At 68.4% G+C, this 14,933-nt stretch carries 14 protein-coding genes and 1 tRNA gene; 12 read left to right on the forward strand and 3 right to left on the reverse strand.

Annotated elements, in window-relative coordinates:
* Positions 1 to 122: 122 nt before the first annotated feature.
* Positions 123 to 1,637 carry an exopolyphosphatase gene (ppx, locus tag BME24068_RS06030; RefSeq protein ID WP_096502733.1) on the forward strand — a complete coding sequence of 505 codons (1,515 nt, stop codon included), beginning with the start codon at positions 123 to 125 and terminating at the stop codon, positions 1,635 to 1,637.
* 72 nt (positions 1,638 to 1,709) lie between these two features.
* On the opposite strand, the gene BME24068_RS06035 is transcribed toward ppx, so the two are convergent.
* Together BME24068_RS06035 and BME24068_RS06040 are read right to left on the reverse strand one after the other, a co-directional pair.
* Positions 1,710 to 2,141 carry a hypothetical protein gene (locus BME24068_RS06035; RefSeq protein ID WP_174925468.1) on the reverse strand — a complete coding sequence of 144 codons (432 nt, stop codon included), beginning with the start codon at positions 2,139 to 2,141 and terminating at the stop codon, positions 1,710 to 1,712.
* A 190-nt stretch (positions 2,142 to 2,331) separates the two neighbouring features.
* A complete protein-coding gene (locus BME24068_RS06040) occupies positions 2,332 to 3,147 on the reverse strand; it encodes a LytTR family DNA-binding domain-containing protein (RefSeq protein ID WP_174925469.1) in 816 nt (271 codons plus the stop codon).
* Between the two features lie 243 nt (positions 3,148 to 3,390).
* Between BME24068_RS06040 and BME24068_RS06045 the strand changes: the two genes are divergently transcribed.
* The 11 genes from BME24068_RS06045 (at position 3,391) to BME24068_RS06095 (ending at position 14,310) form a co-directional block, all read left to right on the forward strand.
* Positions 3,391 to 4,005 carry an OmpW/AlkL family protein gene (locus BME24068_RS06045; protein WP_096502729.1) on the forward strand — a complete coding sequence of 205 codons (615 nt, stop codon included), beginning with the start codon at positions 3,391 to 3,393 and terminating at the stop codon, positions 4,003 to 4,005.
* 166 nt (positions 4,006 to 4,171) lie between these two features.
* Positions 4,172 to 5,038, forward strand: a complete 867-nt coding sequence (locus tag BME24068_RS06050) for an FAD binding domain-containing protein (protein ID WP_096502728.1) — start codon at positions 4,172 to 4,174, stop codon at positions 5,036 to 5,038.
* 31 nt (positions 5,039 to 5,069) lie between these two features.
* Positions 5,070 to 5,594, forward strand: coding sequence for a (2Fe-2S)-binding protein (locus BME24068_RS06055; protein ID WP_174925470.1), 525 nt, complete (start codon positions 5,070 to 5,072; stop codon positions 5,592 to 5,594).
* Positions 5,595 to 5,607: 13 nt separating this feature from the next.
* Positions 5,608 to 8,019 carry an aerobic carbon-monoxide dehydrogenase large subunit gene (locus BME24068_RS06060; RefSeq protein ID WP_174925471.1) on the forward strand — a complete coding sequence of 804 codons (2,412 nt, stop codon included), beginning with the start codon at positions 5,608 to 5,610 and terminating at the stop codon, positions 8,017 to 8,019.
* A 30-nt stretch (positions 8,020 to 8,049) separates the two neighbouring features.
* Positions 8,050 to 8,724, forward strand: a complete 675-nt coding sequence (locus BME24068_RS06065; protein ID WP_096502722.1) for an SRPBCC family protein — start codon at positions 8,050 to 8,052, stop codon at positions 8,722 to 8,724.
* Between the two features lie 27 nt (positions 8,725 to 8,751).
* A complete protein-coding gene (locus tag BME24068_RS06070) occupies positions 8,752 to 9,645 on the forward strand; it encodes an AAA family ATPase (protein WP_174925472.1) in 894 nt (297 codons plus the stop codon).
* Positions 9,639 to 10,835 (forward strand): vWA domain-containing protein, encoded by a 1,197-nt coding sequence (locus BME24068_RS06075; protein WP_174925473.1) that lies wholly within the window; start codon positions 9,639 to 9,641, stop codon positions 10,833 to 10,835. The genes BME24068_RS06070 and BME24068_RS06075 overlap by 7 nt, the downstream gene beginning before the upstream one ends.
* Before the next feature lie 14 nt (positions 10,836 to 10,849).
* A complete protein-coding gene (locus tag BME24068_RS06080) occupies positions 10,850 to 11,950 on the forward strand; it encodes an XdhC family protein (RefSeq protein ID WP_174925474.1) in 1,101 nt (366 codons plus the stop codon).
* Positions 11,947 to 12,621 (forward strand): nucleotidyltransferase family protein, encoded by a 675-nt coding sequence (locus tag BME24068_RS06085; RefSeq protein ID WP_174925475.1) that lies wholly within the window; start codon positions 11,947 to 11,949, stop codon positions 12,619 to 12,621. The genes BME24068_RS06080 and BME24068_RS06085 overlap by 4 nt, the downstream gene beginning before the upstream one ends.
* Positions 12,618 to 13,319, forward strand: coding sequence for a hypothetical protein (locus BME24068_RS06090; RefSeq protein ID WP_174925476.1), 702 nt, complete (start codon positions 12,618 to 12,620; stop codon positions 13,317 to 13,319). The genes BME24068_RS06085 and BME24068_RS06090 overlap by 4 nt, the downstream gene beginning before the upstream one ends.
* Positions 13,291 to 14,310, forward strand: a complete 1,020-nt coding sequence (locus tag BME24068_RS06095; protein ID WP_096502710.1) for an XdhC family protein — start codon at positions 13,291 to 13,293, stop codon at positions 14,308 to 14,310. Before BME24068_RS06090 ends, BME24068_RS06095 begins: the two co-directional genes overlap by 29 nt.
* Before the next feature lie 527 nt (positions 14,311 to 14,837).
* On the opposite strand, the gene BME24068_RS06100 is transcribed toward BME24068_RS06095, so the two are convergent.
* Positions 14,838 to 14,914, reverse strand: a tRNA-Pro gene (locus tag BME24068_RS06100).
* Positions 14,915 to 14,933: the final 19 nt, after the last annotated feature.

Raw genomic sequence — 14,933 nt, forward strand, 5'->3', positions numbered from 1 at the left:
GGCGTACATGCCCGTGAAGCGTGGCAATGGCAAGCGTTCCACGCTTAAAATATCGCCTTTGATTGATCGCCCCGCGGTGCCCGACCGGTGACTGCGGGGGAACGCGCACGGAGCCCCTTCTGATGGTTACATCCCCCCACTTGCTGGCTGCCGTGGATCTCGGCTCGAACAGCTTCCGGCTGATCGTCGGGCGCATCGAGGAGACCCCGGCGGGCAGCCAGATCTATCCCGTCGATGCACTGCGTGAGCCCGTGCGACTGGCCGCGGGCCTGTCGAGCGACAAGATGCTCGATCGCGCATCGCAGGAGCGTGGCTGGGAGGCACTCAAGCGGTTCGGCGAGCGCCTGCGCGACTTTCATCCCGATCATGTGCGCGCGGTGGCGACCAACACGCTGCGCGTCGCGAAGAACGCGGGCGAATTTCTCGGCGAGGCCGAAGCGGCGCTCGGTTTTCCGATCGAAGTGATCGCGGGCCGCGAAGAGGCGCGCCTGATCTATGCGGGCGCCGCGCATTCGGTGCCGGCGAGTGCCGGCAAACGGCTCGTCGTCGACATCGGCGGCGGCTCGACCGAATTCATCATCGGCTCGCACTACACGCCGATCGTGATGGAGAGCCTCTATATCGGCTGCGTGAGTCACAGCCGTGCATTCTTCCCGGCCGGCAACGTCGACGAATACACGATGCGGCAGGCCGAACTCGCGGCCAAGCGCGAGATCCAGATCATTTCCAGCGAGTACAAGAAGGCGGGCTGGGACCAGGCGATCGGTTCGTCCGGTACCGCGCGCGCGCTCGCCGAACTCGTCGAGGCGAACGGCTTCAACGACCCGGGCATCACGCACGGCATTTCGCGCGGCGGCCTCGAACGGCTGAAGCGCGCGCTGATCAAGTCCGAGAACGTGAACCGGCTGAAGCTGATCGCGCTGAAGCCCGATCGCGTGCCGGTGCTCGCCGGCGGCCTCGCGATCATGCTTGCGGTGTTCGAGGAGCTGGGCGTCGACTACGTCGACACCACCGACGGCGCGCTGCGTCTGGGCGTGCTGTACGACCTGCTCGGCCGGACCCAGCACGAGGACATGCGCGCGGTGACCGTCGAGGGCTTCACGCGTCGCTATGGTGTCGATCGTGCACAGGCCGCGCGCATCGGTGCGCTTGCGGGACGTTTCTACAACGAGCTCGACGAATCCGACGACGAAGCGCGTGAGGAAGGCCGGATGTTCCTCGGCTGGGCCGCCGCGTTGCACGAGATCGGCCTGTCGATTTCGCACAGTGCGTATCACAAGCATTCGGCCTATATCGCGAGCAACGCGGACATGCCGGGTTTCTCGCGTACCGACCAGGCGCGCCTCGCCGCGCTCGTGCTCGGCCATGCGGGCAAGCTCGGCAAGCTGTCGCAGGCGCGCGAGGTCGAATGGCCGCTGCTGTTCTGCCTGCGGCTCGCGGCGCTGCTGTGCCGGCGCCGGACCGATGCCGGGCTGCCGGACATTTCCGTGTCGCAGATGAAGAAGGGCGGCTATGAAGTGCGGCTGCCGGGCGCATGGGTCGAGCAGAACCCGCTGACCGACTACAGCCTCAGCCAGGAGGCGGCCGAATGGGAAAAGGTCGGTATTCCGTATCGCGTCGTCTATACGGGCGCGTGATAGGGCGGTGAGGCGGTCGTGGCGGCGCACGCCGATGCGCGCTGCCACGGTCCTGCATGCGTTGCGACGCGCTCAGTCCGAGCACACGATCGCGGTCAGGAACGGAAACGCCTGCTTGACGGTCGCGTCGCTGCCGGCCTTGCGCACGGCCTGTTCCACCGCGCTTTTCGTACCGCGTACCACGACGCCGTACGCCCACTCGCCGATCGGCGTGCCGTCGCCCGGCTGGAAGATCGGATCGTTCGCCTGATAGCCGAGCACGACGTACACGCCGAAGCCGTACGCGGTCAGCGGGCGGTTCGTGCGGAACGCGTTCACCGAATTCGCTTCGACGTGCATCGGCGCCGACTGGATGTCGCCGGCCTCGAGCAGCGGTGCGACGAACTTGTGGCCGTCCGAATGGCAGTCGAGCGCGTTGTCGAGGGTTTGGGCCGACACGGCACCGGTGGCCGCGAGGGCGAGTAGCGCGCCGCAGAGGGCGGTCTTCAGAACGTTGTTTTTCATGCGCGTGTGCAGGTTGTTCGCGGCCATTATCGCGTGTTCCCGCACGGGGCGTATGCGGGCGCGGGGCGGGACGCCGGCCGGTCGGCCCGACGGCGGCAGCGCGTGCCGTCGAACCCATCGCACGCGTCGGCCGATCCGGTTCGCGGTGAAATAGAAAAAGAGAATGGCGGCGTCGGCGCGATTGTTTTTTCTAAACGACGCCCAGCAGTTCCTTCAACTGCGCGGCCCTGGCCCGGCTGACGGGCACCGTCGTGCGCTCCTCGTCGCCCATCACGAGGCTGACGCCTTCGTCGGTTTTCGCGAGTTCGACCGCATGCGGCAGGCTGACGATATGGCTGCGATGCACGCGCAGGTAGATGCTGCTGTCGAGCCGCAGTTCGAGATCGGCGAGCGACAGGTTCGACAGGTAGCGGTCGTCCCGTGTGACGATCGTCGTGTAGTGTCCGTCGCCCTGGAAGCGGACGATGTCCTTCAGGTCGATCAGGATCACGCGATTGCGGCGGTACACCGGAATCTTGAACAGGCGGCGCGGCGCCTGACGCTGCGCTTCGGGCGTACGCTGCGCGGGTTCCGTCGTGATGTCCGTGACGTCGTAGAAGATCATGCAGGTGCCGCACACGCCGTTGCGGTTCGACATCTTGGACACCTTGATCATCAGGATCCGGTCGGGAATGTTGATCATCATCGCGAGCGGCGGCGGCGACTTCACCGGGCAGCCGCCCGCGTCCTGCGAATGCAGCAGGAACCGCAGCTTGTCGCGGCTCTTCTCGGGATGCAGTTGCAGCACGTCGATGCCGAGCAGCGCGTCCGGCGCGACGCCGAGCGATTGCTCGGCCGCGGGCCCGAGGATCTGCATCGCGACGTCGTTGAACGCGGTGACATGTCCGTCGGCATCGAGCCAGACCATCCCGGGATTGAACTGTTCGAGCTTGTGCTGGAACGTCTCGTGATGGGGCGGCGCCGGGGCCGGTTGAGCGGATGCCGAAGCGCGCTCCAGCGGGTCCATTCGGAGTCTCCTGTCCGTGCGGCACGCACGCCGCTGCCGGGTAATGTCTTCTAGGTTGTATTCCGTTTCCGGTATTCACGCAAGTTTCCGCGCCGTTCATGCTGGCAAACCCGCATTCCGCGAAATCGCGTTTGAATTGCGGCGCCGCGCGGTGGAATCTTCGCGTTGCCGGCGCGGCGCCAGCGTATCCCCGGGCGAGCAGCCGGCGGCACGACGAAGCAAAACAAGAAAAAGGAGACGATCATGACGCGCAACCTGCGTGCAGCCTGCGGCGCGGCGGCGGTGCTGGCCGCGGCGGCGCCTGTACCGGCCGCGGCGGACCAGGGCGACATCCTGGCCCGCGTCCGGCTGCTGAGCATCCAGCCCGATACGTCCGCGTCGAACACGTTGTCCGCGCTCGGCGTCGGCGCGAACAATTCGATCGTGCCGGAACTCGATTTCACGTGGATGGCGACCGCGAATCTCGGCCTCGAGCTGATCCTCGGCACGACGCGCAACACGGTCACGTCGAATCTCGGCACGCTCGGCCGTGTCGGCATTCTGCCGCCCACGCTCACGCTCCAGTGGCACTTCAATCCGCAGGGCCGCATCCGGCCCTACGTCGGCGCGGGTCTGAATTACACGCTGTTCTACAACAGCTCGCTGCAGGCGGGCGGGCAGCACGTCGGCATCACGAATCACAGCTTCGGCCCCGCGTTCCAGGCGGGCGTCGACGTGCAGGTGACGAAGAAGCTGTTCGTCAACGCGGACATCAAGAAGATCTACATGCGCACCGATGCGACGCTCGACGGGCAGCCGCTCGGCACGCTGAAGCTCGATCCGTGGGTGTTCGGCATCGGCGTCGGGATGACGTTCTGACGGCACGCGGCCGGCGCGCCGCCAGTCGCGCGGCATGCCCGTCGTTCACGTGCCGTTGCCGCAATTCAGGCAGGCAATCGACCGTTGGCGAACTCGCGTTGAAATGCTGCACCGTGTTGTGAAATGCTGAACCGGTGAAGTCAGACCTATCGCGGAGACGACGATCGTGATCCCCCGTCCATTCGAGTATCACGCCCCCACGAGCCTGCCCGAAGCGCTGTCGCTGCTGGATCAGTACGGCGACGGCGCGAAGCTGCTCGCGGGCGGCCACAGCCTGCTGCCGATGATGAAGCTGCGCTTCGCGGCGCCCGATCATCTGATCGATCTCGGGCGGCTCGCCGAGCTGAAGGGCATCCGCGAGGCCGGCGACGAGATCCGCATCGGCGCGATGACGACCGAGAACGAGCTGATCTGGTCGCCGCTGTTGCAGCGCGCGTGCCCGCTGCTCGTCGAAGGCGCGCGGCTGATCTCCGATCCGCAGGTGCGCTATCGCGGCACGCTCGGCGGCGACATCTCGCATGCCGATCCCGGCAACGACCATCCGGCGCTGATGATCGCGCTCGACGCGTCGTTCGTGCTGGTCGGCCCGCACGGCGAGCGCGTCGTGCCGGCCGACGGCTTCTTCCTCGGCACTTACGCGACGCAGATGGCGCCGTCCGAGATCCTGACCGAGATCCGTATCCCGACGCCCGCGCCGGGCGCCGGCTACTGCTATGCGAAGCTCAAGCGCAAGACCGGCGATTTCGCGACGGCGGCGTGCGCGGTCGTGCTGACGATGCAGGCCGACACCGTGCGCGACGTGCGGATCGCACTGACCAACGTTGCGCAGGCGGCGCTGCGCGCGACCGACGCCGAAGCGGCGCTGCGCGGCGCGCCGCTCGATGCGGCGCATCTGGACGACGCCGTGCGGCGGGCGATGGCCGTGTGCGATCCGGTCGAGGATCTGCGCGGCGACGTCGAATACAAGACGGCGATGGCCGGCGAGATGACGCGCCGCGCGTTGACGACCGCGCTCGCCCGCGCCGCGCATTGATCCGCATCGAACCCGCATCGAGGAGACTGCGATGAGCAAGAAAGTGATGGTGTCGTTCACGCTGAACGGCGCGAGCGCGGACGTGGTGGTCGAGCCGCGCGAGCTGCTGATTCACACGCTGCGCGAGAAATGCCTGCACACCGGCCCGCATATCGGTTGCGAGACGTCGCACTGCGGCGCCTGCACGGTCGACCTGAACGGCGCGTCGGTCAAGTCGTGCACGGTGCTGACCGTGCAGGCCGAAGGCGCGACGCTCGTCACCGTGGAAGGGCTCGCGAACGGCGGCGAGCTGCACGCGCTGCAGGAGGGCTTCATGCAGGAGCACGGCTTGCAGTGCGGCTTCTGCACGCCCGGCATGCTCACGCGCGCGTACCGGCTGCTGCAGGAAAACCCGGACCCGAGCGAGGAAGAGATCCGCTACTGGATGGCCGGCAACCTGTGCCGCTGCACGGGCTACCAGAACATCGTGAAGGCGGTGCAGTACGCGGCGCGCAAGCTGCGCGGCGAGGCGGTGGAAACGTCGCATCCGCTCATCGCCGAAACGGCGTCGCACTGAACGGGAGGCCGCCATGGGCAATGTCGAAACCCAGTTCGAGCGCGTCGCCGCGCTCGAGGGCATGGGCTGTTCGCGCAAGCGCCGCGAGGATCCGCGCTTCATCCAGGGCAAGGGCACCTACGTCGACGACGTGAAGATGCCCGGCATGCTGTTCGGCGCAATGGTGCGCAGCCCGTACGCGCATGCGCGCATCCTGAAGATCGACACGAGCCGCGCGCTCGCGCATCCGGGCGTGCATGCGGTGCTCACCGCCGAGGATCTGAAGCCGCTGAAGCTGCACTGGATGCCGACGCTCGCGGGCGACGTGCAGGCGGTGCTCGCGGACGGCAAGGTGTCGTTCCAGAACCAGGAGGTCGCGTTCGTCGTCGCGGACGATCGCTACGTCGCCGCCGACGCCGCCGAGCTGGTCGATGTCGAGTACGAGGAGCTGCCGCCCGTCGTCGATGCGCTGCATGCGCTCGATCCGGACGCGCCGGTGATCCGCGAGGACATTCGCGATCGCGACACGGGCGCGCACGGCCCGCGCCGGCATCCGAACCACATCTTCACGTGGACGATCGGCGACAAGGACAAGACCGCGCGCGCGTTCGACAACGCGGAAGTGACGGTCACGCAGCAGATGTGGTATCCGCGCGTGCATCCGTGCCCGCTCGAGACCTGCGGCTGCGTCGCGTCGTTCGACAAGGCGCGCGGCGATCTGCTGGTCTACATCACGTCGCAGGCGCCGCACGTGGTGCGCACGGTGGTCGGGCTGCTGTCGTCGATTCCGGAATCGAAGATCCGCATCGTGTCGCCGGACATCGGCGGCGGCTTCGGCAACAAGGTCGGCGTCTATCCGGGCTACGTGACGTCGATCGTCGCGTCGATCGTGCTCGGCCGGCCCGTGAAGTGGATCGAATCGCGCGCGGAGAACCTGAGCTCGACCGCGTTCGCGCGCGACTATCACATGACCGGCGAGCTCGCGGCCGACGCGACCGGCCGCATCAAGGCGCTGCGCGTGCAGGTGACGGCCGATCACGGCGCGTTCGACGCGTGCGCGGACCCGAGCAAGTGGCCGGCCGGGATGTTCCACGTGTGCACGGGTTCCTACGACATTCCGAATGCGTTCGTCGCGGTCGACGGCGTGTATACGAACAAGTTTCCGGGCGGCGTCGCGTATCGCTGTTCGTTCCGCGTGACCGAGGCCGTCTATCTGATCGAGCGGATGATCGACGTGCTCGCGCAGAAGCTCGGCATCGACAAGGCCGAGATCCGGTTGCGCAATTTCATCCGCAAGGAGCAGTTCCCGTATGCGACGCCGCTCGGCCTCGAATACGATTCGGGCAACTACGCGCCCGCGCTCGAAAAGGTGCTGGCCGCGGTCGACTATCCGGCGCTGCGCGCCGAGCAGGCCGCGCGGCGCGCGGACCCGGATGCGGAGTGGCTGATGGGCATCGGCATCACGACCTTCACCGAGATCGTCGGCGCAGGGCCGTCGAAGATGTGCGACATCCTCGGCGTCGGGATGTTCGATTCGTGCGAGATCCGCGTACACCCGGACGGCTCGGCGATCGCGCGGATGGGCACCATCACGCAGGGGCAGGGCCACCAGACCACCTATGCGCAGATCATCGCGTCCGAGGCCGGCATTCCGGCGTCGGTGATCACGGTCGAGGAGGGCGACACGTCGACCGCGCCTTACGGGCTCGGCACCTACGGTTCGCGCTCGACGCCGGTGGCCGGCGCGGCGGTCGCGCGCGCGTCGCGCAAGATCCGCGAGAAGGCGAGGCGGATTGCTGCGCACCTGCTCGAGGCGAGCCCCGACGACGTCGAGTTCGATCTCGACCGATTCGTGCTGAAAGGCGCGCCAGACCAGTTCCGCACGCTGAAGCAGGTTGCCTGGGCCGCGTACAACGACGTGCCGGAAGATATGGAGATGGGGCTGGAGGCGGTCGACTACTACGATCCGCCGAACTTCACGTTCCCGTTCGGCGCGTACCTGTGCGTGCTCGACGTGAACCGTCACACCGGGGAGACGCGCGTGCGCCGCTTCTATGCGCTCGACGACTGCGGCACGCGGATCAACCCGATGATCATCGAAGGGCAGATCCACGGCGGGCTGACCGAGGGCTTCGCGGTCGCGATGGGGCAGGAGCTGCCGTACGACGAGGCCGGCAACCTGCTCGGCGGCACGTTGATGGACTACTTCGTGCCGACCGCCGTCGAGACGCCGCACTGGGATACGGATTACACGGTGACGCCGTCGCCGCATCACCCGATCGGCGCGAAGGGCGTGGCCGAATCGCCGCACGTCGGCTCGATCCCGTGCTTCACGGCCGCAGTGGTCGACGCGTTCGCGCATCTCGGCGTCACCCACATGAACATGCCGCACAACGCGTATCGCGTGTGGCAGCAAAGCCGGGCGCTCGGTCTCACGCGGCAGTGACGCCGCGTGCCGCGGCTGGGAGAGCAGACAGTGAAAGTCGTCATCGAAAAGGTGTTTCCGATCGCGTCGAGCGTCGACGCGACGTGGCAGTGTCTTCAGGATATCGAAGCAGTGGCAGGCTGCATGCCCGGCGCAAGAATCACCGAGCGGATCGACGCCGAACACTACAAGGGCACCGTCACGGTACGCATCGGGCCGGCCGCGATGTCGTTCAAGGGGAGCGTCGACGTGCAGTCGCTCGACGCCGCGCAGCACACGCTGCACCTGACCGGCAAGGGCGCGGACTCGACGGGCACGTCGGGCGCGTCGATGGATCTCGTCGCGAGCGTGCAGGCGGCCGACTCGGGCTGCCAGCTGACCGGCCGCAGCGAGGTCGCGATGAACGGCAAGGCCGCGGCGTTCGGCGGGCGCATGATGCAGACCGTGGCCGATCAGATCCTCGGGCAGTTTGCCGGCAACTTCGCGGCGCTCGTCGTCGCGCGGAGCGGGCAGGCGGCGGATGCCGCGCCGGCGGAAGCGGCGGGCGACGCGCAGGCGGCGGATGCGCCGGGAATCGCTTCATCGGGCACTGCGCAGTCGCAGGCGCCGACGCCGGCTGCGGAGCCTGCCGCCGCGCCGCACGCGGCCGAGCTGAACGGCCTTGCGCTGCTCTGGGCCGTGTTGCGCGACTGGCTGCGCGGGCTGTTCTCGCGCAAGACCGCGTAGCGCGGCGCGTTGCCACGGGAGGCCGCGATGGTTGCCGAGCGCATGCGCGAGGTGCTCGATCTGCAGCAGCGACTCGAGCGTCACGGCTATATCGCCGAGCGCAGTCTCGCCGCGACGCTGCTGCTTGCCACCGGGATGCGGCGGCCGCTGCTGCTCGAAGGCGAGGCCGGCGTCGGCAAGACGGAGGTGGCGAAGGCGCTTGCGCGGTTGTCCGGGACGCGGCTGATCCGGCTGCAATGCTACGAAGGGCTCGACGTGCACGCCGCGCTGTACGAGTGGAATTATCAGCGCCAGTTGCTGGCGATCAAGCTGCTCGAACAGGACACGCGGCCGATGCCGGACAAGGAGCAGGATATTTTCTCCGAACGCTATCTGCTGAAGCGTCCGCTGCTCGACGCGATCACGACGACGCCCGCCGCCGTGCTGCTGATCGACGAGATCGACCGCACCGACGAGGCGTTCGAGGCCTACCTGCTGGAGCTGCTGTCCGACTTCCAGATTTCGATTCCCGAACTCGGCGTCATTCACGCGATCGAGCGGCCGGTCGTGATCCTGACGTCGAACGGCACGCGCGAGATTTCCGACGCGTTGCGGCGGCGCTGCCTGTATCACTACGTCGATTATCCCGACTTCGAGAAGGAACTCGCGATCGTGCGCGCGCAGGCGCCGCAGACGCCGGCGCGGCTCGCGCAGCAGATCGTCGAGTTCGTGCAGGCCGTGCGGCAGATGGACCTGCGCAAGAAGCCCGGTATCGCGGAGACGCTCGACTGGGCGGCTGCGCTATTGCGGCTCGGCGTGAGCGCGTTCGACGCCGACGGCATCGAACGCATCATGGATTCGCTCGCCGCGCTCGTGAAGACGCGCGAGGATCGCGCGGGCCTGACGCGGCCCGTGATCGAACGGCTCGCCGCATCATGCTGACCGACGCTGCCTCCTCCAATGCCGCGACGCCGGACCTGGCCGACGCGCTGGCGGCGCGCTACGTCGGCTTTGCCGGCTGGCTGCGCGAGAACGGCTTTCACGTGACGGGCGCCGACATGGCGAGCGCGCTGGAAGTTGCGCACCGCGTCGGCCAGCTCGACCGGCCGTTGCTGGGCTGGAGCCTGCGCGCGCTGCTGTGCTCGCGCGCCGACGAGTGGCGGCGTTTCGATGCGCTGTTCGACGCGTATTTCCTCGCGCCGAACCGCGATGCGCTCGTCGAGACGCGTGCGGGCGGCGCGGGCCCGATCGCGCCGGAGCGCGACGGGACGGCGCGCGACGCCGACGACAGCATGCCGCTCGGGCTGGCGGGGAGCGGCGCCGACGACACGCACGACGACGGTGGCGCGGCCGAGCACGGCACGAGCCGCGACGCGTCGCTGCGGCACGCGGATTTCCGGCACCTGCACGACGCCGATGCGCTGTTCGCGATCGACCGGGCGATCCGCCGCTTCGTGATGCGGCTGCGCGGCATTCAGATCCGTCGCGAGCGCCGCGCGGCCGCCGGGCGGTTGCTCGACATGGCGCGCACGATCCGCCGCAGCGTGCCGCACGGCGGCGTGCCGTTCGAGCTCGCGTGGCGCCGCCGGCAGCGCGTGAAGCCGCGCATCGTGATGCTGCTCGACGTGAGCCGGTCGATGAGCCTCTACAGCTTCTTTTTCCTGCGCGTCGCGCGCGTGATCAGCGCGCGGCTGTCCGACGTGCATTGCTTCATTTTCCATACGCAGCTGGTCGGCATCGCACAGGCGTTGCGCGATGCCGATCCGTGGCGTTCGCAGGAGCGTCTGCAGATGCTGTCGCTCGGCTGGGCCGGCGGCACGCGCATCGGTGACAGCCTCGACGCGTTCAACCGGCAGTACGCGGCCGCGCTGCTGCATTCGCGCACCGCGGTCGTGATCGTCAGCGACGGCTACGACGCGGGCGAACCGGCACATCTGCAGCGTGCGCTGGCCGGCCTGCGGCGGCGTTGCCGCTGCGTCGTGTGGCTCAATCCGCTCGCCGACCGTCCGGGCTTCACGCCGAGCAGTGCGGGAATGACGGCGGCGCTGCCGTTCGTCGACCTGCTGGCCGGCGCGGCCGATCTCGACAGCCTCGAGCGCGTGCTGCCGCGCATCCTGTCGTTTCTTCAGTAAGCGTGAGGACTGCCATGAATGCCGCCGAACCCGCCACGCTCGATGCCGACGCGCTGCTGCAGCTCGAGCGACGGCTCGCCGACGCAGGCCGCCTGTTCGCGGTGGCGACCGTGGTTCGCGCGCTGCCGCCCACGTCGACGTGGGTCGGCGCGCAGGCGCTCGTCGAAGGCGACGGCACGCTGCACGGCTGGATCGGCGGCGGCTGCGCGCGCGGGATCGTGATCCAGGCCGCGCTCGACGCGATGCGCGTCGGGCAGCCGAAGCTCCTGCGCATCAGCAACACGGAGGCAGAGCCCGAGCCGGGCGTCGAGTTGCATGCGATGCCGTGCGCGAGCAACGGCACGCTCGAGCTGTTCATCCAGCCGACGGTGCCGGCGCCCGTCGTGCTGATCCTCGGCGCGACACCGGCCGCGCTTGAGGCGTTCGTGCTTGCCCGGCGGATGGGATTGCGCGCGTATCCGGCCGCGCGCACGCCGGATGTCTACGCCGCGCTCGACGCACCGCGCGTGCTGCACGGGTTCGATGTGGCCGCGCTGAACGAACTCGATCCGCACCTGATCCTCGTCGCGACGCAGGGCGATGGCGACGAGGAGGCGCTCGAAGCCGCGCTGCGCACGTCGGCGGCCGGCGTGTTGCTGATCGCGAGCGCGCGCAAGGCCGGGCAGTTGCGCGCGGCGATGCGTGCGCGCGGCATCGCCGAGGAACGGCTCGCCGTGCTGCATGCGCCGGCCGGCCCGCGCATTCATGCGCGCACGCCGCAGGAGATCGCGCTCGGCGCGGTCGCGGGGCTGATCGATTTGCGGCATGCGCTGGAAGAGGCGAAGGCGTCGGGCGAGGGCGTGCAGGCCAGCCTGGGTGGCTTGGCGATCGCCGAAGCGGTGCCGGCGATGCCGCTGTGCGAATCGATGGCGTCGGTCGCGCCGCGCGCGCAGGGTACGCGCGGCGTCAATCCTGTCTGCGGGATGGAGATCGATTTCGCGTCCGCGCTATCCGTGCTCGAGCGCGACGGCGTGCGCATCCCGTTCTGCTGCGACGGCTGTCGGCAGGCGTTCGATCGCGAGCCGGAGCGGTATCTCGCGATCGCGCGCGGCGCGACGCAAAGGGAGGTCGTATGAACGCTGTTCAGGATCCGGGGCTGCCGGCGTTTTCGGCGGTGCTGCTGGCGGCCGGCACGTCGTCGCGGATGCAGGGCGCGCACAAGCTGCTGCTGCCGGTCGGCGGCGAGCCGGCGGTGCGCCGCACCGCGTGCGCGCTGCTGGCGGCCGGCCCGCAGGAACTCGTCGTCGTCACGGGCTTCAACGGGCGCGCGGTGATCGCGGCGCTCGACGGGCTGCCGGTTCGCTTTCAGCCCAATCCGCGCTACGCGGAAGGGCAGATGACGTCCGTCGCGATCGGCGTCGCGTCGCTGAGTGCGCCGTGCAGCGTCGTGATGATCTGCCTGGCCGATCAGGTGCTGCTCGATCCCGGCGACTATCGCGAGCTGGTCGATGCGTATCGCACGATGCCGCACGGCTCGATTCTCGTGCCCGAATGCGACGGGCAGCGCGGCAATCCGGTGCTGTTCGCGGCGAGCTATGCGACCGAGGTGAGCAGCGGACACATCAATCCGGGCTGCCGGAAGCTGATCGCCGAGCATCCGGACGAGGTATTCGTGTATCGCGCCGCGCACGACCGGTTCGTGCAGGACATGGATACGCCGGAGGACTATGCGCGGATCGTTGCGCGCGTGGAGGCCGATGCGAATGCCGAGGTGGATGCCGATCCCGTGGCGGGAGCGCGGCGATGACGGGCGGGCAGCGTGCGCGCGGCGGGTGGCAAGCGGCGATCGTCGTGGCCGGGCCGGCGCTCGCACAACTCGCGGTGGCGGCGCACGCGGCCGATGCGGGATGGATCGCGCTTGCGGCGGTCGCGACGCTGGCCGGCTGGCGTTTTCTCGCATACGTCGACGCAGCGACGTCCGGTGCGGCGGCGTCGCGCGCGCTGGCGGCCGGCACGCTCGGCATGCTGGCGGGATTCGCGTGGGATGCGCACGGCATGGGGCTGCCGCTGGCCGTGTCGCTGTGCGGCGCGACGCGCGACGTCGGCGCTGCGCTGTGGTCTCACGTGAATGGCTTGCCGGCGATGCATGTCGGCATGCTGGCCGGCGGCATCGCGACGATGCGCTTGCGCCGCGACGACGGCGTGTCCGGAGCGGCGCGTCCGGCCGTTGCGGCATGGCTGCGCGGTACCGGCTGCTGCGTTGCGATGCTGACTGGCATGAGCGCCGGTGCGCTCGCGGCCGGCCATCTCGCGAGCCTGCTTGCGGTGGCGGCGCATGCGGCGGCCGGGTCGCCGGTCGCGATGACCGGCGGCATGTTCGCGGGGATGACGTGGGGCATGGCGGGATGGGCGTGCATGCGGCGAGGCGGCAGGGCGTTGCGGCGCAGCGTCGCCGCCGTCGTTTCGGAGTATCGCGATGGACAGCACCGACCAGTCCGTCCTTAAATCGGCGATCGCGTGGTTGGCCGAGGGGCGCCGCGTCGCGCTCGCGACCGTCGTGCAGACCTGGGGCGCCGCGCCGCGTCCGCTCGGCGCGTGGGTCGCGATTCGCGACGACGGCGTGCTGGTCGGCTCGGTGTCCGGCGGCTGTGTCGAGGACGATCTGATCGAGCGCGTGCGCACGGACATCCTGGCGGCGCCGTTGCCGCAGAGCGTGCTGTACGGCGTGTCGCGCGAGGAGGCCGCGCGCTTCGGATTGCCGTGCGGCGGCACGCTGCGGCTCGTGATCGAGCCTTGGCCGGAGCTGGCCGTGCTGCGCGAACTGCTCGAGCGGATCGCGGCGCGCCGGCTCACCGCGCGCGTGCTCGACATGGGCACCGGGCGCTCGGTGCTGGCCAACGCACAGCGTGCCGACGCGCTTGCGTTCGACGGCGACACGATGCGTGCGATCCACGGCCCGCGCTGGCGGCTCGTGATCATCGGCGCGGGGCAGTTATCGCAATACGTCGCGCAGATCGCGGTCGGCGCCGATTACGAGGTGATCGTCGTCGATCCGCGCGAGGAATTCCGCGCGACGTTCGGCGTGCCGGACGCGACGCTGCTGACCGGCATGCCCGACGACATGATCGTTGCGTTGCGGATCGATACGCATACGGCGATCGTGGGCCTGTCGCACGATCCGAAGCTCGACGACATGGCGCTGATGGAGGCGCTGAAGTCGCCGGCGTTCTATATCGGCGCGCTCGGCAGCCGGCTCAATACGCGCAAGCGCAAGGAGCGGCTGCTCGAGTTCGACCTGAGTCGCGAGCAGGTCGAACGCCTGCAAGGGCCGACGGGATTGTTTATTGGCTCGCGTACGCCGGCCGAAATGGCGATCTCGATCCTGGCTGAAGTCACGGCGGCGAAATATCAGGTGCCGATTCTGCAGCGGCGGGCGATTCCGGTGCCGGAGTTGATCGAGCGGGCGCGGGGGATCGATGCGTTGTCGGCGGGGTGAGTTTTTCGGGGTGACGTTGAACCGGAACGGGGCTGCGACCGGGGGCCAGAATCATGCCCGGGCTGGCTGGCCGTCGCCCCGATCATCGGGGCGTGAAGAGCGTAACGTGGGCGACCGATCCTTGGCTCGTCCCTGCGATAGCCTCGTCGCGATATAAGACCGCACGGAGAGGTCTCCCCATAGCGTCGTTCATTCGTTCGAACTCGATCGTTGCCCGCTCTGATCCAGCGTGTGATTTTGTCATGTCCCATTCGGGAAGACGGTCAGGAGCCTGGTGTCGGTAGTGTTCGCGCAGGCGGCCTATCGTTTTATGTCTCCGGGTCTCGGCGACAACCCCGGCAGCAACTTCAGTCCTTTCGGAAAGTATGCTGAACGACTGCTGCACGAACCGTGTGGCGAGGGAGGATAAGCGCTCGACATGGATGCGCATTGATACATACGGCGCGAATCGGGTTACATGGTGGTTGCATGAACCCCAAATTGGAAAAGGGGTTACACGCCAATGGCATGTAACCCCTTGATTCCTTTGGTCGGAGCGATAGGATTCGAACCTACGACCCTCTGATCCCAAATCAGATGCGCTACCAGGCTGCGCTACGCTCCGACGAGCCAAAGATCATATC

It is taken from the genome of Burkholderia anthina (assembly GCF_902498995.1).
Classification (GTDB): domain Bacteria; phylum Pseudomonadota; class Gammaproteobacteria; order Burkholderiales; family Burkholderiaceae; genus Burkholderia; species Burkholderia anthina.

Bases quoted from the DNA above. Each gene is read 5' to 3' on its own strand.
- ppx (WP_096502733.1), top strand. From the start codon at position 123: ATGGTTACATCCCCCCACTTGCTGGCTGCCGTGGATCTCGGCTCGAAC.
- BME24068_RS06035 (WP_174925468.1), bottom strand. From the start codon at position 2,141: ATGAAAAACAACGTTCTGAAGACCGCCCTCTGCGGCGCGCTACTCGCC.
- BME24068_RS06040 (WP_174925469.1), bottom strand. From the start codon at position 3,147: ATGGACCCGCTGGAGCGCGCTTCGGCATCCGCTCAACCGGCCCCGGCG.
- BME24068_RS06045 (WP_096502729.1), top strand. From the start codon at position 3,391: ATGACGCGCAACCTGCGTGCAGCCTGCGGCGCGGCGGCGGTGCTGGCC.
- BME24068_RS06055 (WP_174925470.1), top strand. From the start codon at position 5,070: ATGAGCAAGAAAGTGATGGTGTCGTTCACGCTGAACGGCGCGAGCGCG.
- BME24068_RS06060 (WP_174925471.1), top strand. From the start codon at position 5,608: ATGGGCAATGTCGAAACCCAGTTCGAGCGCGTCGCCGCGCTCGAGGGC.
- BME24068_RS06070 (WP_174925472.1), top strand. From the start codon at position 8,752: ATGGTTGCCGAGCGCATGCGCGAGGTGCTCGATCTGCAGCAGCGACTC.
- BME24068_RS06075 (WP_174925473.1), top strand. From the start codon at position 9,639: ATGCTGACCGACGCTGCCTCCTCCAATGCCGCGACGCCGGACCTGGCC.
- BME24068_RS06080 (WP_174925474.1), top strand. From the start codon at position 10,850: ATGAATGCCGCCGAACCCGCCACGCTCGATGCCGACGCGCTGCTGCAG.
- BME24068_RS06085 (WP_174925475.1), top strand. From the start codon at position 11,947: ATGAACGCTGTTCAGGATCCGGGGCTGCCGGCGTTTTCGGCGGTGCTG.
- BME24068_RS06090 (WP_174925476.1), top strand. From the start codon at position 12,618: ATGACGGGCGGGCAGCGTGCGCGCGGCGGGTGGCAAGCGGCGATCGTC.
- BME24068_RS06095 (WP_096502710.1), top strand. From the start codon at position 13,291: ATGGACAGCACCGACCAGTCCGTCCTTAAATCGGCGATCGCGTGGTTG.